Annotated in this window: 18 protein-coding genes; 11 read left to right on the top strand and 7 right to left on the bottom strand. The window is 41.6% G+C overall.

Annotated elements, in window-relative coordinates; genetic code table 11:
• Positions 1-69 precede the first annotated feature (69 nt).
• The 3 genes from ACQKC9_RS01320 to ACQKC9_RS01310 all read right to left on the bottom strand — a co-directional run bounded on the left by ACQKC9_RS01320 (position 70) and on the right by ACQKC9_RS01310 (position 2,338).
• Complete coding sequence (locus ACQKC9_RS01320) at positions 70-882, bottom strand: 4'-phosphopantetheinyl transferase family protein (protein WP_427620205.1); 813 nt, start codon at positions 880-882, stop codon at positions 70-72.
• A gap of 187 nt (positions 883-1,069) precedes the next feature.
• The gene (gene pal, locus ACQKC9_RS01315) at positions 1,070-1,588 is read right to left on the bottom strand and encodes a peptidoglycan-associated lipoprotein Pal (protein WP_057760480.1); all 519 of its coding nucleotides are present in this window, start codon (positions 1,586-1,588) and stop codon (positions 1,070-1,072) included.
• 141 nt (positions 1,589-1,729) lie between these two features.
• A complete protein-coding gene (locus ACQKC9_RS01310; protein WP_427620204.1) occupies positions 1,730-2,338 on the bottom strand; it encodes a DUF6231 family protein in 609 nt (202 codons plus the stop codon).
• Positions 2,339-2,766: 428 nt separating this feature from the next.
• On the opposite strand from ACQKC9_RS01310, the gene pepN reads away from it, so the two are divergent.
• Positions 2,767-5,367 carry an aminopeptidase N gene (pepN, locus tag ACQKC9_RS01305; RefSeq protein ID WP_427620458.1) on the top strand — a complete coding sequence of 867 codons (2,601 nt, stop codon included), beginning with the start codon at positions 2,767-2,769 and terminating at the stop codon, positions 5,365-5,367.
• A gap of 178 nt (positions 5,368-5,545) precedes the next feature.
• Here pepN and ACQKC9_RS01300 read toward each other — a convergent pair whose 3' ends face one another.
• Positions 5,546-6,628: a 3-deoxy-7-phosphoheptulonate synthase gene (locus tag ACQKC9_RS01300; protein ID WP_102078467.1), complete on the bottom strand. Its 1,083-nt coding sequence runs from the start codon at positions 6,626-6,628 to the stop codon at positions 5,546-5,548.
• Positions 6,629-7,057: 429 nt separating this feature from the next.
• Between ACQKC9_RS01300 and lpxB the strand changes: the two genes are divergently transcribed.
• The 3 genes from lpxB (at position 7,058) to ACQKC9_RS01285 (ending at position 10,852) form a co-directional block, all read left to right on the top strand.
• Positions 7,058-8,374 (top strand): lipid-A-disaccharide synthase, encoded by a 1,317-nt coding sequence (gene lpxB / locus ACQKC9_RS01295; RefSeq protein ID WP_427620203.1) that lies wholly within the window; start codon positions 7,058-7,060, stop codon positions 8,372-8,374.
• Positions 8,375-8,396: 22 nt separating this feature from the next.
• Complete coding sequence (locus tag ACQKC9_RS01290) at positions 8,397-9,275, top strand: ribonuclease HII (RefSeq protein ID WP_427620202.1); 879 nt, start codon at positions 8,397-8,399, stop codon at positions 9,273-9,275.
• A 335-nt stretch (positions 9,276-9,610) separates the two neighbouring features.
• Positions 9,611-10,852 carry a CAP domain-containing protein gene (locus ACQKC9_RS01285; protein WP_427620201.1) on the top strand — a complete coding sequence of 414 codons (1,242 nt, stop codon included), beginning with the start codon at positions 9,611-9,613 and terminating at the stop codon, positions 10,850-10,852.
• A 136-nt stretch (positions 10,853-10,988) separates the two neighbouring features.
• Here ACQKC9_RS01285 and ACQKC9_RS01280 read toward each other — a convergent pair whose 3' ends face one another.
• Positions 10,989-11,654 (bottom strand): DUF924 family protein, encoded by a 666-nt coding sequence (locus ACQKC9_RS01280; RefSeq protein ID WP_427620200.1) that lies wholly within the window; start codon positions 11,652-11,654, stop codon positions 10,989-10,991.
• Between the two features lie 99 nt (positions 11,655-11,753).
• Between ACQKC9_RS01280 and ACQKC9_RS01275 the strand changes: the two genes are divergently transcribed.
• From ACQKC9_RS01275 to ACQKC9_RS01265, 3 genes are all read left to right on the top strand, one after another.
• Complete coding sequence (locus ACQKC9_RS01275) at positions 11,754-12,995, top strand: carboxynorspermidine decarboxylase (protein WP_427620199.1); 1,242 nt, start codon at positions 11,754-11,756, stop codon at positions 12,993-12,995.
• 297 nt (positions 12,996-13,292) lie between these two features.
• Positions 13,293-14,567, top strand: a complete 1,275-nt coding sequence (locus ACQKC9_RS01270; protein WP_427620198.1) for a saccharopine dehydrogenase NADP-binding domain-containing protein — start codon at positions 13,293-13,295, stop codon at positions 14,565-14,567.
• A 246-nt stretch (positions 14,568-14,813) separates the two neighbouring features.
• Positions 14,814-15,404: a hypothetical protein gene (locus tag ACQKC9_RS01265; RefSeq protein WP_427620197.1), complete on the top strand. Its 591-nt coding sequence runs from the start codon at positions 14,814-14,816 to the stop codon at positions 15,402-15,404.
• 117 nt (positions 15,405-15,521) lie between these two features.
• Here ACQKC9_RS01265 and htpX read toward each other — a convergent pair whose 3' ends face one another.
• Entirely contained in the window at positions 15,522-16,436 is a 915-nt protein-coding gene (gene htpX, locus ACQKC9_RS01260) for a protease HtpX (protein ID WP_427620196.1), read from the bottom strand.
• Between the two features lie 221 nt (positions 16,437-16,657).
• Between htpX and ACQKC9_RS01255 the strand changes: the two genes are divergently transcribed.
• Positions 16,658-16,990: a YnfA family protein gene (locus tag ACQKC9_RS01255; RefSeq protein WP_427620195.1), complete on the top strand. Its 333-nt coding sequence runs from the start codon at positions 16,658-16,660 to the stop codon at positions 16,988-16,990.
• Between the two features lie 116 nt (positions 16,991-17,106).
• On the opposite strand, the gene ACQKC9_RS01250 is transcribed toward ACQKC9_RS01255, so the two are convergent.
• Positions 17,107-17,229 carry a hypothetical protein gene (locus ACQKC9_RS01250; protein WP_021815223.1) on the bottom strand — a complete coding sequence of 41 codons (123 nt, stop codon included), beginning with the start codon at positions 17,227-17,229 and terminating at the stop codon, positions 17,107-17,109.
• Between the two features lie 393 nt (positions 17,230-17,622).
• Here ACQKC9_RS01250 and ACQKC9_RS01245 point away from each other — a divergent pair, with 393 nt between their 5' ends.
• The 3 genes from ACQKC9_RS01245 to mutL are packed head-to-tail and all read left to right on the top strand — an operon-like array spanning position 17,623 to position 20,611.
• Entirely contained in the window at positions 17,623-18,243 is a 621-nt protein-coding gene (locus ACQKC9_RS01245) for a 6-pyruvoyl trahydropterin synthase family protein (RefSeq protein WP_102091507.1), read from the top strand.
• Positions 18,243-18,773, top strand: coding sequence for a tRNA (adenosine(37)-N6)-threonylcarbamoyltransferase complex ATPase subunit type 1 TsaE (gene tsaE, locus ACQKC9_RS01240; protein WP_427620194.1), 531 nt, complete (start codon positions 18,243-18,245; stop codon positions 18,771-18,773). Before ACQKC9_RS01245 ends, tsaE begins: the two co-directional genes overlap by 1 nt.
• Before the next feature lie 53 nt (positions 18,774-18,826).
• Positions 18,827-20,611, top strand: a complete 1,785-nt coding sequence (gene mutL, locus ACQKC9_RS01235; RefSeq protein WP_427620193.1) for a DNA mismatch repair endonuclease MutL — start codon at positions 18,827-18,829, stop codon at positions 20,609-20,611.
• The last annotated feature ends 71 nt before the right edge of the window (positions 20,612-20,682 follow it).

Genomic DNA, 20,682 nt, shown 5'->3' with positions numbered 1-20,682 from the left:
TTATGTTTAAAATAAAGTGTTAAAAGATATGGTAAAAACTAGGTTTGAACTTTACTTAGAAAACTTTGCTCAAAAAACGATGACAGTCTGTTGGAATTGTAATACGGCAATACTATAAACAGATTGGTAATCCGTATCCTCACTATCATTGAGTACAGAAACAGAGTTAATCTCTTTATCATTCTCGATTAAGCTAGGAATAAGGTGAGAGTAATCCATACCTAAGCCTTGAGCTAACGTATATTGGTTCACTTTAATAAAGCTTTCTTTTATTTGCCATAACAGTTTGGCAGTGCGTTCTCGTTGATCTGTAGATAGCTCTTGTAAAATGGTCAACTCGCTCTCTGAATAGAAACGCTTGACTACATGCCACGCAATATTATTGGTCTCTATATCGATACCAGCAGGACGCTGACGACTGATAACAACCGCTATTTTGCTGTGCAAATGCGTAAAGCTTGTCTGATTCGATTCTGTAATTTGCTTTGAACTACCAGCTCCTGTATGGCTAAAGCATACGTAATGCTGACTATTAACGAGCCGATAGGGAAAGCTTGACTCATCCAAGGTGTCATCTATTGCTAACTTCTTAAGCAGCTCTTGCAATAGTTGCCTGACGCCTTGCCGCTGCTGCTGACGTTGTTTACGCGCTAGAGTAGGTACTGAGTGTCTAGGTGCTGTCGCCACCTGATAGTACCAATTTAGGCTATTGAACTTGATGATGTTTTCATACGACGTATTACATGATGAAAACCATAATGACTTGCTCCATAAGCTTTCAGTGACTAAATGACTCACTGACTCGCTCACTTGGGCAGTCACACACCATGTCGTGGTGTCGAGTTGCGTGTACTGTATCTGAGTAAGGTTGGGAGTCGGCATATATTAATAGTCATCAAAAACGATTATTATAGAATTGAATATATAAGAATATGTAAGTTTAAACACTATGTGTTATCTAAATAATTAATGTCTAATTAACCTACTAAAAATCCAAAAAGCCCAACAATATATTATTACTGGGCTTTCATTAAACTATCAAACGCTATAAGTAACGCTAAATCACAATTTAGTAAGACAGCTCAGCACGACGGTTTTGTGCATACGCGTCTTCTGTGTTTCCAGCTGCTGCAGGGCGCTCTTCACCATAGCTAATGACACGAATGTTGTTTGCAGTGACACCTTGAGCAGCAAGGTAGTTGCGTGCAGCTTGTGCGCGTCGCTCACCTAGTGCCATGTTGTATTCACGGCTACCGCGCTCATCAGTGTGACCTGCGATAACGACAGTCGCTGCTGGGTTTGAATTTAGCAGGCTTACGTGTTGGTTAAGGACGCTCGCTGATTGAGCAGTAATTTCGCTGCTATCAAAGGCAAAGTAGACCACTGCTTGGATATTCTCAGCGCCAGTAATGACAGCGTTTGAGTTATCAACGATAACCGCACCATTGTAGCCAACTTGGCCACCTGGGATACCTAGTGGGGCAACGACAACTTCTGAGGTAGAACGTTTGGTAGCACAACCAGTGGTTAATGCAACGGCGCTTGATAGCACAGCAAGAACAGCGATCTTAGAAAAACTGATTGACATGACGAGCTCCTAAAATTTTAATTAAATTTGTTTTTTTAAACTGCTTCCGATAAAACTTAGGCAATCTCTATCTATAATATACTAAATGTTAATTTATGTAAGTATTTTTACTGTAAATTACGATAGATAAAATTAAGCGTATTACCAGCGGTGCTTGCCCCAGTTTTCAGGGTTAGCCCAGTAATCAGCATTGAGCCAATTTGGCAGTTGTTTGTAGTCATATAGATTAAATTGCCAAAGCGTCGCAGTGACGTTTGACGAGGTAATAGATTGAATGTCATCAATGTTTAGAGATGGCTCATTCAATATATCAAATGGTGTAAAGCCATAAGGTTTTAGGTCTACAGAGCTATCTAATGCAATAAGCAAATGCGCGGCATACAGGTCACGGTAGCGCATCAGTAGCGGCACATAGTGTTGAGTCAGCTCTTCTGACAAGGTGGGTAGCCAAAAGCAAGCAAGCTCATAACGATCAGGTACATGCTGTTTAGCAAGATCTGATAGCGTTGATAAGTGTACTGCGTTCAGCTTTGATTCAGTGTTCTCATTAGTAGATGTAGTATCGTCAAGTTGTGCTTGTAGTGCTAATAAATCTGCATTGTTATGTGTTACCCATAATGCTTCATTATTATTTTTGTTATGCTCAGGTGACAGTTCTGTCTGAGTCGTCAATGAGGGTAGTAGCGCGTCAACATACTCTATAAGCAAAGGTAGGGTTATGTCTGCGCGTTTCACCGTATTTTTTGTCATATAATAGGCCATTAGTTAAATGATTGGTCATCAGTATGACTATTAAATCATTTTCAACGACATTATCCAATTGATAACGTATGTTTCATATTTAAATCATCTTGAACCGACGATATCTTACTTTACATACTTGAAATTTAGCGATTTAGGTCAATCTAGCTATAAGCTTGATGAGAAAATCAATTTAGTATAAAAGTTAGCTTAATCATTGCAAAGCTTGTCTATGTGCTTAGTTTATTAAGTGTTTAGCTGATTAGTTAGCCTAAAGATAAAGTCTTTCTTGACACTAGTGCCTTTTGCAAATAGCGAAATGATATTAATCATATATTACTCATCCTCAGTAAAATTACCTTATAACCAAACCACCGATAATAATAGGACACCATATGTCTACTGCTGAAACTGATGCACAAATCATCAATCCTGAAATGCCAGATGTGCCGCCCCATGCGCCAAGCAAGATTAATCTAAAAGACTATACCAAACCAAGTTTTGATGTCGAGACAGTGCATTTAGATATTAAGCTGTTTGAAGACTACGCGCAGGTAGACAGTAAGCTTGAAATGGTACGCCAAACGGCAGGGGATATTGTTTTATTTGGTGAGTCATTAGAGCTGCTAACGATTACGATGAATGATAAGACGCTGAGCACTGAGGATTATCAGCAGGAAGCGGGTAAGCTGACGATTTATAATGCCCCTGAGCGAGCTACTTTAGACATTCAAGTGCGTATCTGCCCACAGACCAACACCGCGCTTGAAGGTTTATATATGGCAGGTAGTGGTGACGACACGATGTTTGTGACTCAGTGCGAGCCAGAGGGTTTCCGTAAGATTACTTTTTATCCGGATCGCCCTGATGTGTTGGCGATATTTACCACGCGACTTGAAGCAGATAAGCGCTATCCGACGTTATTGGCCAATGGTAACTTAGTCGAAGCAGGTGAAGTGGCCGACGCGCCAGACCGCCATTACGCCATCTGGCACGATCCAACCAATAAGCCAAGCTATCTATTTGCCTGTGTGGTTGCCGATTTAGATGTATTGACAGATTCTTATACGACCAGCGAAGGTCGAGAAGTCTTGCTTGAGTTGTATGCCAAGTCTGCTGATATTGATAAATGCGATGTCGGTATGCAAGCTTTGAAAGATGCGATGAAGTGGGATGAGGTCAATTATGGACTAGCCTACGATCTAGATCGCTATATGATTGTGGCGGTCAGCCAATTCAATATGGGTGCAATGGAAAATAAGGGTTTGAATATTTTTAACACTGCTTGTGTGTTATCTAGCCCTGAGACGACCACCGATGCGCGCAGTTTTAGCGTAAAAGCCATTATTGCTCATGAGTATTTTCATAACTGGACAGGTAACCGTATTACCTGCCGTGATTGGTTTCAGTTGTGCTTGAAAGAAGGCTTTACCGTTTACCGTGATCAGTCATTTTCAGCAGATCAGCAGTCAAGTGCGGTACAGCGCATTGATGACGTAGCCACCCTACGTGCACATCAATTCAGCGAAGACGCAGGTCCATTAGCGCATCCAGTACGTCCAGAGAGCTTTGTTGAAATTAATAATTTTTATACGACGACTGTCTATGAGAAAGGCGCCGAAATTGTGCGCATGATTGCCAATACGTTAGGGCCAGATGATTTCCGTAAAGGAACAGATGAGTATTTCCGTCGCTATGATGGACAAGCGGTAACGGTTGAGGACTTTTTATCAGCACTGAGTATCACTGATGACAAAATCGAGAATTTTATTGATTGGTATCGTCAACCTGGTACGCCAGTGGTATCGGGTTCTCAAACCTATGATAGCGCAGCACAGACGCTGACCATCACTTTGAATCAGCAGACACGCCATGTCAAAGGCTTTGATGCACCAAAACCATTGCCGATACCTGTAGCAACCGCATTGTTTGATAAAGACTCAGGCGCTATCGTCGCTGAGCGTATGTTATTGCTTGACGAGGCGACGCAAACGTTTGTCTTTGAGAATGTTGCGAGCGAGCCTGTTGTGTCATTACTACGTGACTTTAGCGCGCCAGTACAGCTTAATTATGACTATCAAGATGTAGACTTAGCATTTTTGCTTAAGCATGAAACCAACGGGTTTAACCGCTGGCAGGTTACTCAAATGCTGGTAAATCGTATTTTGCTGCAAGGACAAGGTGCGAAGAGCAGCCCTGATGTATACCTAGAAGCATTGACGCAGACGCTGCCTGTCTTAGCGGCTGATGATGCGATGCTAGCGGCACGGTTACTTGATATTCCGTCAGCGCAAGAGTTGGCTTCTGCTATTTCTAAAGATTACGATCCAATGCTGGTTAAAGAGCAGCGCGATGGGCTATACAAGCAAGTTGCTGATAAATTAAAAGACCAATGGGCTGAGCTGTACAACAACCTGCCAATGCAGTCTTATGAGGATAGCGCTGAAGCTCGAGGTATTCGTGCGCTGCGTAATGTCGTGCTTGATATGGCGTTGACTGCTAATGTAGACGATGCAGCAGACTGGGCACAGCAGCAGTATGACAATGCAAGCTGTATGACTGAGCGCTTTGGTGCATTGAAGGCCATGGTCAATCACCAATTGGTAGATGCAGATAAGTACTTAGCGGACTTCTATGAGCGTTTCCAATCAAACGATCTGGTTATCGATTTGTGGTTCAGTGTACAAGCTGCGGCTGATGATGTGACGCCTGATATGGTTAAGTCGCTACTGACGCATACGGACTTTGATTGGAATACCCCTAACCGTGTCCGTTCAGTCATCAGCGCTTTTAGCTCACAACCGACGGTACTCTGGACGGCAGAAGGTCTAGAGATGTATACAGGCGTGATTCAAAAATTAGATGATGCCAATCCTGTATTAGCCTCACGCTTACTGCAAGTACTAGCCCGCTGGAATACGTTGGCTGAGCCGCGCCGTCAAATGGCGCACGAGCAGCTGGTAGATTTACAAAAGAATGTCTCATCTAAGCATGTGCTCGAAAGCTTAGAGAGCGTGCTAGATGCTGCAAATAGTTAATTGAGAGCAGGGTTAGCTCTGACCAATTAATGAAACACGTATCGTTGATGGTCATTGCTAATCGAGTTTTAGAATACATTATTTCTTATAGAATGTTCATAAATAAAAAGCCCCTTTCGCATTAGTGCAAAAGGGGCTTTTTATGGTTTGCTCGACGATAAATTATCGTGGATAGCTATTAGCGATTTGGTAGTACATCTTTTACCATATCACGTAAGTCACGTAATGCTGTGACGGTGCTATCCCAATCTAGGCAACCATCGGTGATAGACTTACCATACTCAAGCTGGCTTAAATCAGCAGTCAATTTTTGATTGCCGCCTTTTAAGTGACTCTCAATCATCATACCGATAATTGATTTATTGCCATTTTGAATTTGTTCGGCAACGTTTTTGATAACCATCGGTTGTAAGTAAGGGTCTTTACCTGAGTTAGCATGACTTGAATCAATCATAATCTTGCTATTGGTTTTGCCTTTTGCCAGCTCGTTTTCAACTTGGGCTACCGCAGTTTCATCATAGTTAGGCTTGCCATTACCACCGCGAAGTACCACGTGCGCGTAAGGGTTACCTTTAGATTTGATGATAGAGACTTTACCATCTGACGACAGACCTAAGAAGCTATGACCTTCTTTAACCGCTTGCATGGCATTTACAGCAACCGTCATACCGCCATCGGTACCGTTCTTAAAGCCAACTGGGCATGATAGGCCAGAGCTCATTTCGCGATGCGTTTGGCTCTCAGTGGTACGTGCACCAATGGCTGACCAGCTGATTAGATCCTGAATGTACTGCGGTGTATTTGGATCAAGTGCTTCAGTCGCGCAAGGTAGACCTTTTTCATTCAAATCAAGTAGCAATTTACGAGCCGTGCGCAAGCCTTTTTCTATATCAAAACTGTCATTCATGTCAGGGTCGTTGATCATGCCTTTCCAGCCAACCGTCGTACGAGGTTTTTCAAAATAAACACGCATGACCACAAATACACTGTCTTCGATTTCTTTTGCCAATACGGCTAAACGATCGGCATATTCGTGAGCGGCTTTGATATCGTGAATAGAGCAAGGGCCAATGACCACAAACAAACGCTTGTCTTTACCATCCAAGATATCTTGAATAGTATTACGACCTTTTAGTACGGTGTTATACGCGTCGTCTGACAGAGGCAGCTCGGCTTTTAGCTCGGCGGGGGTAATCAAAGGAATAAATTTTTCAATATTCACGTCGTCAATATCTGCATTATGGGTAACTGATGTTGTCATGGTTATATATCGTCTAGCTGATTTATAGGAACATTCATTATGCGGACAAAAGTGTTGGTTGACAAGGGTAGTCGAGCAGTTAATTGACTGATAACTGGAATGAGAAAACTAAAACTTAGTTATACTTATAGAGACTTAGCATGATATTTGTCGTTCTAAATGCACGTTTAGCATTTGGTTTTTCTATCTATCAATAAGAGTTGATTGAGTTTTTGGTGCATAACGCTCAGATTTTATGCGTGAATTTCGCTATTTGTACCATCGTCAAGTATGATAGCAACATTAGTGATGGGTGACCCAAACTGTGGCATTAAAATAGTACGGATGAGTACGCACATTCTCCGTGAGGTCGTATCGCTGATTTATTACGTTATATTTTATAATAACGGTTTATTTTATTTTGTGTATTTCTAATATCGAGAGCTTGTCATGACAGATTCTGCTACGTCTCATCACCATACTGACCTCATTCATCAAGCCGAGACGGATTCTCAAGTAGCAAATATAAATGCTACGCCGCTAGTGATAGGCATCGTCGCAGGTGAGGTATCTGGTGACAGCTTAGGCGCAGATTTTATGCGGCAAATGAATAATCTACGTGATGATATTGTCTGGGTAGGCGTAGGCGGTACAAAGATGCAAGCGCAAGGGCTACAGAGTATTTTTCCATTAGAGCGTTTGGCAGTGATGGGCCTAGTAGAAGTCATGTCGCAGCTACCCGATTTGCTCAAAGCGCGCCGCGAGCTATTGAGCGCATTTAAGGCTGCTAATATTGATTGGTTCGTCGGTATTGATGCGCCTGATTTTAATTTGCGAGTATCCAAAAAGCTAAAGCCCCAAGGCGTGTTCTGTGTGCAGTACGTCAGTCCTTCTATTTGGGCATGGCGCGAGTCGCGTATCCATAATATTAAAGCGGCGACTAATTTGGTGCTATGCCTATTTCCGTTTGAATTGCCAGTTTATGAGCGACATAACCATCCGGCGATCTGTGTGGGCCATCCATTATTACGAACCATTGATCAGACCCTGATCGATACACCAATCAATCAACGTCGCAGTGAGCTCGTTTGGGACAACGATGGGTTGCAGCAGTTCTTCATCGAACGGTTTGATGATGTAAGTCAGCTTATTTGTGTGATGCCAGGCTCTAGGCGCGGTGAAATTACAGCTATTCTGCCATTGATGCTTGATGGTATCCAAAAGTTAATCCTATTAGATCCTAAGCTGTGCTTCATCATTCCAACGGTGGATCAAAACCATCAATATATCGTGCAAGAAGTGATCGACCAACGCTCAGAGCAGCTACGTGAAGCAATTGTGGTGGTCTATGATGATACCCAGCCAGAGTTTAGCCAACATGCCATGGCAGCATCAGATATCGTGATGCTGGCATCTGGGACAGCAACGCTGGAGGCAATGCTGCTTGAACGGCCGATGGTAGTGGTCTATCAATTAAATCAGCTCACTTATCAAATAGCCAAGCGTCTGGTAAAAGTGCCATATGTGGCATTGCCTAATATATTGGCTAATGCACCGATTGTACCTGAGCTTATTCAAGAGCAGGCGAGCGGTGACAATATTTGCCGTACCGTGATGCGATTGCTGCAACCACGCGCTTATGCCGAGCAATTACACGACTTACTAGTGACAAAGCAGTCGCTACAACAGCAAAGTAACCATGAGCCTGCAAACAGCGTGATTGAACAGTGGTTTATCCAAAATACCGTTACCGTCAATCCTAATTAAACAAGAAAGACCTTCTAATATTATGCATATCAACCAACATACAGAAAGCTCAGCTCAAATAATTGACATCAATATTGAGCATATCGATGTCAAAGGACAATATATTCAGTTAGCAGCGCCCATACGTTTATATGGGCAAATGAATGCTGCTGAGTTGCTTACTCAATATCAGTCTAATGATAACCAAGAGACAGAGCAGTCAGTACTACAAATCGGCGTTGATGAAGCAGGGCGCGGCCCATTACTAGGCAGCGTCAATGTGGCGGCGGCAATATTACCTGCGACTTGGTCAGGGCTCATTGAAGAACAGCCGCTTAAAGACACGCCATTGTCGATACTGACAGACTCCAAACAACTCAGTGAAAGAAAGCGCGATATCCTTTATCCATTGGTTCAGCAGCATGCTATCGGTTATATCATCGCTGATATACCGGTAGCAGTGATTGATCAGGTGAATATATTGCAAGCAACGATGCTTGGTATGCGCTTATGTACTGAATCATTGCTAGAAGTGATTTTTAAAAACTTTTCGACTACTGGAAATGATAAAAACACATCGCTCAATCAATTAAAAATCGAAGTACTGTTTGATGGGAATCGTTGCCCTGACTTGAACTATGATAGTTTTAAAAATTTAGAGGTAGCGCCATTTGCAATTGATTGTCAAGCGTGGGTAAAAGGTGATGCGCGTCATACTAGTATTGCAGCGGCCAGTATATTGGCAAAAGTAAGTCGTGATGAATCGATGTATGCACTAGATACTCAATATCCGGAATACAGTATTGCCAAACACAAAGGATATCCGACGCGCGCGCACATGGAAGCAATCGAAAAATATGGTGTCTTGCCAACGCATAGACGTAGTTTTGCACCAGTAAGAAAAGCGCTAGAAAAACAGTAGCTATAAAAAAGTGACTATCACAAAGTAATTATAAAAACGTGATCATGGAAAAATGACTGTATAGCGGCTACAAAAGAATCGTACTTTATAGATGATATCTCTGCCTTAAGAACAGCCTAAGCTTAGTGTTAATTTATAGACCTAAAAAAAACCTGTTACTTGCAATCAACGAGTAGCAGGTTTTTTTACAAAATAATGAGCAAAAGTTCATAATTTGTAATACAATAGATATTATATTGAAATAAAACACTGTTAAATCAACCACTAACCACCCTGTAGCTGATTTTTATTCTCATTGCTTTTCACAAGCAGATTATTATTTTATAGGATGAGCGATGACTTCTTATACTTCTCAGAAAAATCTTGCGGCAGTGCTATTCTTTACGATATTTCTCAGCGCGTGCGGCGGAGGCAGTGATTCTGATAGCAGTTCTACATCTGCTAATACACCAGATAACTCACAAAGTGATGAAACAGCTCAGCCAACAACGTCGGAACCTATCATTTCTGCTCCGATTATAGCGACACCAACTGAACAAGGTGGCGGTGCTCCTAACGCTGGTGGCAATGGATCAGCTGAAAACAATGTACAAGCAGCATTAAGTGCGAACAATCAGTTCAGTCTAGCAAGAACCAGCTGTGGTCTAAATGGTTTATCTGTTGATACAGAACTAGATGATATTGCTATTCAGCACGCAAATTATATTAAATATGTATTTGCTAATAGCTCGCCAACCAGCTTTAACGCGCATTTTGAAAATGAAATCAGCGATATTGCTAGTGTGACAGGTTCTAACAATCCTTTTTTCAGTGGATTAGATCTGGCAGATCGATTGATCAATGCGGACTATGGCAACTCTCAATATGGTGTCACTGAAAACATTGCCCAGTCTGTATATTACAGTTCGGCAGGCAATTTTTTGAGTACAGAAGCCGTGGCAAGCTCTATGGCAAAGTCTTTGTTGTCAGCGCCCTATCATCTACGCTCTTTAATGTTGCCAACCTCAGGCGTAGTAGGAACAGGAGTGGTTACCTATACGCCTAGTAGTAAAAATGCTGCTAACAACAAAGGCTATGTTTTGGTAAGCAATGCTGCAGGGACAAAAACCACGGCAAATAAAACATTGGAAGGTGTTTTTACGTACCCATGTCAAGATGTGAGCGGGACAGTTACTGCACTTTATAACGAAACCCCAAATCCAGTCAGAGGCTCTGGGCGCAATTTGCGTACTGATCCTATCGGACAGCCAGTTTATATCAACATGCCATCCGCTGATAAAGTTAAAGTGAGTAACATTAAATTCCGAGATGTGCAGCGCAATATAGATGTGCCTATTCAATTACTTGATTCTGACAATGATCCGTACAAAGGTACGAGTTATGCGCTACCAACAAATGAAGCATTTATTTTGCCATTAACGGATGCGCTGAAAAGCTGTGAATCAGGTAGTAATGAAGGTGGTAATTGTGGACTTTATGGCAATAGTAAGTATAAGGTCAGCTTTGATATTTTGGTTGACGATAAAACATTAGAGCAGCAGTCATTTACGTTTACTACTGGTAAGGTAAATTACTAATAAATATTTAATACTCTCTAAATATTTGCCGTTAAAAAGAAGGTCTGAACCAGTGATATGATTCAGACCTTCTTTTTATGTGATGATTTTTTTTGTAATAACTTTAATTATCTTCATACAATACTAGGAGTCTAGCCTAAAACGATGAGTTAGGCTGTTTTAAAAAGTTCTTTTCATCTTCGGTTGAGTCGCGATTTAGTACCTCATTTCGATGTGGGTATCGCCCGAATTGTTCGATAATTTTTTTGTGACGATGTTCAAAATCTAATGTATTTGCATCATCTAATTGTTCAAATAGCGGTAGATAACGTTTATGAATCATGGCCGATTCAGAGTGCATAAACGGTATAATAATAAATCTACGCCATTGCATCGGTAGAGTATCAAAATAAGGCTGTTGAATGGCTTCTTGGGCGAGTGCTAACGCCATACCGTCTTGCGCAAATGCACTTGCTTGTCCACGACATAAATTGCGTGAAAACTGATCCAGCACAATAATTTCTGCCAAGCGTCCTGCCAACGCCGTTATCGAACTATTACCATCTAATGAAGACTCTGCGATACGCCAAGTGACACATTCGCCTTGTTTTGCTGCATGCCAAATGTCGCCAAACTTATCCTGTATCTGCTTATCAAAACGATCGTTTTGTTCAAACCAGTACGCTTCATTGTTTTTATCAAACCAAAAATCCAACACGGCGCGCGCATTAGGATCTAGATAAGTCAAATCTATGTTTTTCGGATCCAATTGTGATGAATGGGATCGACTGGCTGAGGTGGAATAATCGGTTGAGAGTGCCATAAGATATTCTAATTATGATGAATTTAGTCTACTATAGCGCAAATATTTATATCTGTCTGTCAAGATACCAACAGCAGAGTGTCTATTAGGTAATCTATTATGAATGCAAAAAATCTAGAGAATTCTATCAACGAGGCATTGCCACCAACGCCTTACTACGTGCTTGATGAAGCGGCCATCGTCGCCAACATGAAAATCATCGCTAGGCTATGTGAGCTGTCTGGTGCAAAAGCATTATTAGCACTAAAATGCTTTGCCACATGGGGCGTGTTTGATGTGATGCAGCCTTATCTGCATGGCACGACTTCGTCTTCACTTAACGAAGTCAGATTGGGCTATGAGACCTTTGGCAATAACGATGATGCCAGTAGCAGCGATAAAAAAGAAACGCATGCTTATAGCGTCGCCTATAGTGCAGATGAAATCCCTGAAGTATTGAACTATGCGGATAAAATTATCTTTAACTCAATCTCACAGCTCAACGCTTTTAAAGCGCAAGCCGCCGCGCAAAATATACCTGTAGGTCTACGACTCAATCCAAAGACCAGCAACTCATCGTTTTTGATCGCTGATCCTGCGCGTCCATTTAGCCGTCTTGGTGAACATGATAAAGATAAAATCGCAGCGGTACTTGGCGACATCACTGGCGTCATGATTCATAACAATTGTGAAAATGACAGTTTTGAAGCCTTTAGCGAAAGCTTGGCTGATATCGAAGAAAGATTTGGTGATATCTTAGCGCAGCTTGAGTGGGTGAGTTTGGGCGGTGGTATCCACTTTATCGCGCCTGATTATCCATTAGAGAAGCTAGCTGCACGTTTGAAAGCCTTTAGCGAAACTTATGGTGTACAAGTCTATCTTGAGCCAGGTGAAGCGAGTATTCACGGCGCAGGTACTTTGGTGACGACGGTGTTAGACACCATGCACAATCAAAAAAACCTAGCCGTCGTTGATGCTTCTATTGAAGCACACATGCTTGATCTACTAATTTACCGTGAGTCAGCACCGATTGCTGCGATTAACCATACAGCTGCCGATATTGCACCTATTGGTAATCCTGCAGAAGCTGCACCGTCTAAAGCTAATGCTGAGTCGGCAGACCATACCATTATCTATGGTCGTTCTTGCTTAGCAGGTGATATCTTTGGTGAATATGCATTACCGAGTAATCTTCAGATAGGCGATCAGATTGCCTTTGGCAATGCTGCTGGTTATACAATGGTTAAGAAAAACTGGTTCAACGGTGTCAACATGCCAGCGATAGTCATCCGCCGATTAGATGGCAGTATCGATATCCAGCGTGAGTTTGATTATCAAGATTATAAAGCTAGCCTATCTTAAGCCTTAGCTTTTAAGACTATGCTATTGTCGGGTATTTGTATTTTAATTATTAAAAAACAAATACTTAACCTGTATTAGTAGATATTTTGATATCTCTACTTTTTATACATATTTTTTACCGATAAGGGAATAAAAATTGTTATAATCGCGTCGGGCAAATAATGGAGTATTATTTGCCCGACGGGTGCGTGGGTTTTCCTCGGTCTTCCTTTTTAATTCACGCATATCATTCACTCGTTTCTGTTTTGCATAGCCGCTATCAATGGTATCGACAGGGACACAAAGGAGGATTGTTCATTGAACACAAACCAACAAGCTAAGCCCAACAAAAAAGACGTACTGATCATCGGAGCAGGCGGTGTCGCTCAAGTGGTCGCGCATAAATGCGCGATGCACAATGATGTACTTGGTGAGATTCATATCGCCTCACGTACAAAAGACAAATGTGATGCCATTGCCCAAAGTGTAAAAGAAAAAGACAGCTTTAAGCAGGCTGCGGTCTTGCATACGCATCAAGTTAATGCGATGGACAGCCAAGCACTCGTGCAGCTGATACAAGACACTGGAATACAAATAGTCATCAATGTTGGTTCGGCATTTATCAATATGACCGTACTAGAAGCCTGCATTGAGACAGGTACTGCATACATAGATACGGCTATTCATGAAGACCCGCGTAAGATTTGTGAGACACCGCCGTGGTACAACAACTATGAGTGGCAACGTAAAGAGCGCTGTGCAGACAACAATGTCACTGCCATTTTAGGTGCAGGGTTTGATCCTGGTATGGTCAACGCCTACGCGCGTCTTGGCTATGACATGATGGATGCAGGATCTGTGACGGATATCGATATCATTGATATCAATGCGGGCAGCCATGGTAAGTACTTTGCGACCAACTTTGACCCAGAGATTAACTTCCGTGAGTTCACCGGTACGGTTTACTCTTGGCAAGACAGCAAGTGGCAGTCTAATAAAATGTTTGAAGTCAAACGTACGGACGATTTGCCAGTTGTGGGCGTACAGAACAGCTATCTAAGTGGTCATGATGAAGTGCATTCATTGTCAGCCAATCTAGATGTGCCAAACATTCGCTTTTGGATGGGTTTTGGTGAGCATTACATCAATGTCTTCACTGTCCTACAGAGCTTAGGATTATTGTCTGAGCAGCCAGTGATGACTGCTGAAGGCCAAGAAGTGGTACCACTAAAAGTCGTTAAAGCAGTACTACCAGATCCAAGCTCACTTGCACCGAACTATACAGGCAAGACCTGCATCGGTGACAAAGTCAAAGGCAAGATCAATGGTGTTGAGACTGAAGTATTTATCTACAATGTCTCAGATCATAAAGATGCTTACAATGAAGTTGGTAGCCAAGGGATTTCGTATACCGCAGGTGTGCCACCTGTTGCTGCTGCGATACTGGTCGCAACTGGCGAATGGGATGCAGGCAAGATGGTCAACGTCGAAGAGCTAGATGCCAAGCCATTTATCAATCTACTAAATAAGATTGGTCTACCAACGCGTATTAAAGATAGCGAAGGTGATAGAGCGCTTGAATTTGATATTTAATTAGCAGGTTCGATCCAATAAAAAAGCTTATCTTCTATAGATAGGCTTTTTTTATGTCTGATCATATGAAAAATAGAGGCTAGTGGTGTTATTACACTCTTGCTATTATCTATTGTGATTGAGCGTTTTTTTTGTTATAAACAGGGTGTGCGCACCCTACGGCGCTAATATGTAAAATATAGACTATTAAATATTAAGGAGGGTTATATAGAGACTTTATACATTATCTTAGGCTGGGTTCTAGGGTTGCTAAGTCCTACAATAATCAATATTATCAAAGATCGCTATGATAATAAAAAATTCCTTATCGCTGCAAAGTCTGAGCTATTACATTTGCAGTTTCATGTCTGCTTAGCAGGATATCTCATAGCCCAGAGATACGGAAGTTTTAACCGAGAATATCTGAGCGAGGTAAAAAATTTTCTCATTCAATATGAAGGTGAAGATGCGTCGGATAACATTATTAATAGTATAGAATCATTGCTTCAAGCCGATGATACAGACTTTAACGAAATAGTTACCTATTTTAGAAACCAAAGTTCAAATCTTAATTTGAAGTGGCATTCAACTATATTACTTGATAGCAATTCAGTGCAAATTTCTCGTCTACCAATAGAGCTACAAAGTAAGATTTATGAATTTAAAACTGCTTTAAATATTTATAATCAAGAAGTGTCAAATGCTAGAGAAAGTTCAAAACTTACGTTTGACTCAAGTTTATCTGATATTAATCATCAGCGTATAACTGAAAATCTCTTAAATACTTATTCGAATCTACAAGAAGTTTGCTCAAGAGTTTGTCGAAAAGCGCAAGTAATTATAGATTTTAAATTATAAAAAATTATGACTATGCTTTGTGCTATGTTTAGTTAACAATTCGCCACGCTTAATCAAATATAAAGCGACAACAAGTAGGGCAGTTGCCGCGATTAAAAGTCCAGTAAGGTGCACACATCAAACCTCACTCGGATTATATTCTCTCAACGCCGCAATACGGTCATCAAGCGTTGGGTGTGAGCGAAATAGATTGGCAATACTAAATCCTTGAGTCTGCCCAGACGAAATTGCAAACGCTTTCATACTCTCAGGCATTTGATCTGGTCGCTGTGCAGAGGGACGCAACGCATCAAGCGCACTGATCATTTTTTCGCGGCTAGCAAGTTTTGCGCCCATTTGATCCGCACGGAATTCACGTAAGCGTGAGAACCACATCACGATTGCAGACGCTAAAAACCCAAGTAAGATATCCATTACGATACTGGTAATAAAGTACCCAATACCTGGGCGATCACTGGTGTTTTTAAACACAGTACGGTCAACTAAACTGCCTACAATACGTGCAAAGAACATTACAAAGGCATTTACGACCCCTTGAATGAGGGCAAGGGTTACCATATCACCGTTCGCCACATGGCCAATCTCATGCGCCAATACGGCTTCGACTTCATCTTGATTCATGTTTTGCAATAGACCAGACGAAACCGCTACCAGCGCTTTATTTTTATTCCAGCCAGTCGCAAAGGCATTTGGCTGTGAATTATTGAAAATACCAACCTCAGGCATGCCGATATTTACGGCTCGCGCTTGTTTGGAGACTGTATCAACTAACCATTGCTCAGTAGCGGTGCGTGGCGATTCTATGACTACCGTACCAGTGGATCTTTTAGCCATCCACTTTGATATAAATAGCGACACCATCGAGCCGACCATACCGTAGATACCACACATAACAGCAAGGCTAATGTAGTTAAGACCACCTGCGCTGTGCACACCACCGATGCCAAAAAACCTCGATAAAATACCAAACACAATACTAAATACCACAATCACTGCTAAGTTGGTTAATAAAAATAATCCAATACGCATCATGATGCTAACTTCCTGTTTACAATGTCGGTATGGCCTCGATAGACAGTTATCTAAGAGGTTTGTTTGTTATGATAGATTTTACTGTGATTTCTACTGTAATGTTAGACAAAATAGTCTTTTATAAGAGGTGACAGAGATAGGGTGATTATTTTGGGGAATGCCGTACAATACCTAACTGGTTTTAGCAGGTTAGAACAGTAGTAGATGAGGAGTAGTGATTTTTGACAGAACTAAAGACGGTTGGGTTATTTGCGCTTACTGCATTGGCTGAGATTGTAGGATGTTATCTGCCTTATTTATGGCTGCGAGAAGGCAAGTCAATCTGGCTGCTGTTACCTGGTGCGCTGAGTTTGGTCGCGTTTGTTTGGCTGCTGTCATTACATCCGACTGCGGCGGGCAGGGTCTATGCTGCATATGGTGGTGTTTATATATGTATGGCGATTTTGTGGTTGTGGACGGTCAATGGTATACGGCCAACTATGTGGGACATAGTGGGATCGATAGTGGCGCTATTAGGAATGGCGATTATTATGTTTGCACCGCGCGGAGCTTAATCAAAACCTAAGCTTAATTAAAGGCAGTACTTAGCTAAAAGTCAATGACGAATCAAAAAAATACCAATCAAACGGCTAGGTCGGATTGGTATATTAATATATTAATATATTGATTATTAATGTTTGCCTAAGATGCTACCGTTGTCGTCTTTCTTGGCTTGTTTGGCAGCTTTCTTCTCTTTAGCAGTCAAAAGGGGCTTTTTCTTAACGTTCTTCTTACTATCTTGACCTTTGCTCATCATCGTTTCCTTTTTTACAGCACACTACTCTTGACGCCAAGTTAAGCGAATTCAAGACAGTGTGAATACAGCTAACATAGCTGTTTACTGAATAGAGTATAGGCTTAAGCTTTAGTAATAGATAGCGCTCGCACAATTCGTCTACGATTCAATTATCATTCAAATTCTTTATGGTTTTCGCTAAGTGTTCTTTGCGCAGAATGACGAGCAAATCCAATAAGGTTAGTCCTAGTCTATCAATTGATTCGTTCAATCAATCATTGTATTAATAAGTGCTTACTTACGGATACATGGCGATTTGCTATAATGCGTCATAAACCGATTCATAAACGCGGCAAATTCTTATTTATTAACATTTAGCACCATAGTGCTTACTGTTTTGGTCAAATTATTATGCGTATTCGTAAACTGTTCAAATTTGAAAATGCTCACATCGTTCGTAACTGTAGTTCTGAGCGTTGTAAGCACTCGATTCATGGCCACAGCTATCAGATTGAGCTAATCCTTGAGGCCACTCGTTTAGACCATGGGCAAATGGTTTACGACTTTGGTCTATTAAAGTCTTCCATCAAAGACATTATTGATAGCTTTGATCATGCTATTTGTTTTTGGAACAAAGATGATCCTGAGTATGTCGCAGCGTGTAAGAAATTTAGCGCACGTTGGATAAGCTTGCCAGTTTCACCATCGGCAGAGCAGTTTTCACGAGTGATATTCTTTTGGGCGCAAGAAATACTACGTCAGACACAAATGCAAAATGGTGAAGCAGATGTCAGCGTGTACTCAGTAATTGCTCACGAGACGGCGACAGGGTATGCGCAGTGCTTTGCTGATGATGTTGCAAACGATCAAATGGGTAAACTGGTCTTAGAAGACTTTGAATTTAGTGAGCAGGTTCGTGCTGAGTGGACTGACTCTGAGCTATATGCCAAGCTGATTCGTGGTGAAAGCTTTACCAATCCAACTGTGACCATGCAGGTACAGACAGAGCAAGTACAAGCAGGTTCAGTCTGATGTGTGATGGTCAATCTATAGAAAATGGCAAATACTTAAAGACTCTGATATTAAACTCTGAGCAAGATACTCAATCATTGGCTGAGCAATTAGCGACATTGCCGCTAACAGGTAGCGTGTGGCTGGCAGGGGACTTGGGCGCTGGTAAAACGACATTGACGCGTTATTGGTTACAAGCGCTTGGTCATACAGGTGCGGTAAAAAGCCCAACCTATACCTTGGTTGAGCCTTATAGTATTCAGCGAAAAGATGGTTCAATCAAGCCAGTTTATCATGCAGATTTATATCGTCTCCAAGATCCAGAAGAACTATCTTTTATTGGGTTTGATGAGTATCTAGATGAGCCTGAAGCATTAGTCATCATCGAATGGGCTAGCCGTGCTGATAGCTATCTTCCGCCGCCCACGTTATTCATCGATATGACTCAAAGTGTCAGCGATGATAACGGCACTGAAGCTCGCCAAGTGCAGTTGAGACTGTCAAAGGCAGGTCAAGCGCAGGGCTTGGATCTATCGCAACTTATCATCTAAACGAATATCTAAATTACACCAATCGCTACTTTCCAAAAATATGACATCTATCCATGCCAGATAATCACCCTAATACTCGCATCAAAAAACTATCGCCGTTGCTGATCAATCAATTAGCAGCAGGTGAGGTGGTGACACGTCCAGCAGCGGTGGTCAAAGAGCTGCTGGAAAATGCCATTGATGCAGGTGCGACTAGTATTGAGGTGCGCATCACTCAAGGTGGTATGGGCCTGATTGAGGTAGTAGATAATGGGGTGGGCATTCACCCTGATGATATGGTCATGGCCATCACTCGTCATGCGACTAGTAAGGTTGCTGACGTTGCTAATTTACATGGTATTACGACGTTGGGTTTTCGTGGTGAGGCGTTAGCGGCGATGGCTGCTGTCTCGCGTTTAACCTTAACCAGTAGTCATGATGAGAGCGGTATCGGTCGTCAATTACAGGTCGCTGGCGTATTAGATGACACACCAAAACTGGTACCAGTTGTTCATAACCGCGGCACAACAATCATAGTCAAAGACTTATATTTCAATGTGCCTGCCCGCCGTGGCAACCTAAAATCTATTGCTACTGAATTCGGTCATATCGAAACCATCGTTCGAGAAGTCGCACTGGCGCGTGCCGATATTGCTTTGACACTTTACCATGACAATAAACAGCGGCTATCATTATCTGCAAGTGCTACGAGTATTAGTGGTAACAATGACAGTCGTTTGCCACTACCGCGGTTGGAACAAGCGACTGGTATGGCATTGACAGATAATGCATTAGCAATATCGATAGATTTGTCGAGTCTGATACAGTCGTCTGTAGAGTATGATAGTAGCAATGCTAATCAAGCAGCGATTAGTGGTTGGTTATGGCCATTGCATTATGAAAAATCTGACTTACCAAAGCTGATTTATGTAAATGGCAGACTGGTAAAAGAAGCGTTGATTAGCAATCAAATACGTCAACTGGCACAAGGTGCACAGCTAGCAGGTATGGGGTACGCACTGTATTTTGATTTACCAACTCAATGGTTAAATATCAATGTACATCCATCTAAACAACGTATCAAAATCAGTCCATTGAATAATATTATGGCGCACTTAGGCCATACAGTTCGTGCGCAGTTGAAAACGATCGATGTAGCTAAGTTTGGGCTTGGAATTGATTCTGCATCTGCGTCCGTAGCTACGACCGAAACTGACAGTCAATACAAATCTACGGAACGGGCAAATAATAATGCTTCTTCAAGTCGTTCGGCTGAAATACCTATTTCGAGTAGTCAGCCTACCAACAACCCAAAGCGATATAATAAAGTAGAGTCTAATAAGGAGTCTTATCAGACTACTGCAAACCCATTATCTTCAAATAATTCTTCATGGCAAGAATCAGTACAACCTCATATCAATGAGCGATCAGACCAAAGTAACAACAGTAACAACAGCACTTCATATTATTCTGATGGAGCAGCTACCTCTGCATTTTTACCAATTTGCTTAGATATCATTAACGATATAGAAGCTATGGATATGGACTCAAACACAGATGATATAAGTCTACCTTGGCTGTTATTTTATCACCAAGGGCAGTGTGTACTGATAAGTGCTAAAGATTGGCAGTTTAAAGTAAGCCAGTTATTTGAATCACTTACCTCTAGTCAGCAAGTATTCAAAAAAGATAAATTGCCAAACAGTGCTACTGAGATTAATCAGCAACTTATTAGTGTCAATACGCAAATGTCTGCACAGGATTCAATGGTTTTCGTGAATGATCTTACTGAAATAATCATGAACAATTCTATCAAGACGATAGATAGCTATCGCTTAGTAAAGCTAATGCTATCCTGAATATCTGAAAATAATTACAATATCTTAAAGCAATTAAACCAATCGATATCCGAGTTATCCATATATTATGA

It is taken from the genome of Psychrobacter sp. NPDC078409 (genome assembly GCF_050268505.1).
Classification (GTDB): Bacteria; Pseudomonadota; Gammaproteobacteria; order Pseudomonadales; family Moraxellaceae; genus Psychrobacter.
This window is presented reverse-complemented; position numbering and strand designations above follow the sequence as displayed.

Excerpts from the sequence above, each read along its gene's own strand:
- ACQKC9_RS01320 (WP_427620205.1), bottom strand. The coding sequence starts at position 882 with ATGCCGACTCCCAACCTTACTCAGATACAGTACACGCAACTCGACACC.
- pal (WP_057760480.1), bottom strand. The coding sequence starts at position 1,588 with ATGTCAATCAGTTTTTCTAAGATCGCTGTTCTTGCTGTGCTATCAAGC.
- ACQKC9_RS01310 (WP_427620204.1), bottom strand. The coding sequence starts at position 2,338 with ATGACAAAAAATACGGTGAAACGCGCAGACATAACCCTACCTTTGCTT.
- pepN (WP_427620458.1), top strand. The coding sequence starts at position 2,767 with ATGCCAGATGTGCCGCCCCATGCGCCAAGCAAGATTAATCTAAAAGAC.
- ACQKC9_RS01300 (WP_102078467.1), bottom strand. The coding sequence starts at position 6,628 with ATGACAACATCAGTTACCCATAATGCAGATATTGACGACGTGAATATT.
- lpxB (WP_427620203.1), top strand. The coding sequence starts at position 7,058 with ATGACAGATTCTGCTACGTCTCATCACCATACTGACCTCATTCATCAA.
- ACQKC9_RS01290 (WP_427620202.1), top strand. The coding sequence starts at position 8,397 with ATGCATATCAACCAACATACAGAAAGCTCAGCTCAAATAATTGACATC.
- ACQKC9_RS01285 (WP_427620201.1), top strand. The coding sequence starts at position 9,611 with ATGACTTCTTATACTTCTCAGAAAAATCTTGCGGCAGTGCTATTCTTT.
- ACQKC9_RS01280 (WP_427620200.1), bottom strand. The coding sequence starts at position 11,654 with ATGGCACTCTCAACCGATTATTCCACCTCAGCCAGTCGATCCCATTCA.
- ACQKC9_RS01275 (WP_427620199.1), top strand. The coding sequence starts at position 11,754 with ATGAATGCAAAAAATCTAGAGAATTCTATCAACGAGGCATTGCCACCA.
- htpX (WP_427620196.1), bottom strand. The coding sequence starts at position 16,436 with ATGATGCGTATTGGATTATTTTTATTAACCAACTTAGCAGTGATTGTG.
- ACQKC9_RS01250 (WP_021815223.1), bottom strand. The coding sequence starts at position 17,229 with ATGAGCAAAGGTCAAGATAGTAAGAAGAACGTTAAGAAAAAGCCCCTT.
- ACQKC9_RS01245 (WP_102091507.1), top strand. The coding sequence starts at position 17,623 with ATGCGTATTCGTAAACTGTTCAAATTTGAAAATGCTCACATCGTTCGT.
- tsaE (WP_427620194.1), top strand. The coding sequence starts at position 18,243 with ATGTGTGATGGTCAATCTATAGAAAATGGCAAATACTTAAAGACTCTG.
- mutL (WP_427620193.1), top strand. The coding sequence starts at position 18,827 with ATGCCAGATAATCACCCTAATACTCGCATCAAAAAACTATCGCCGTTG.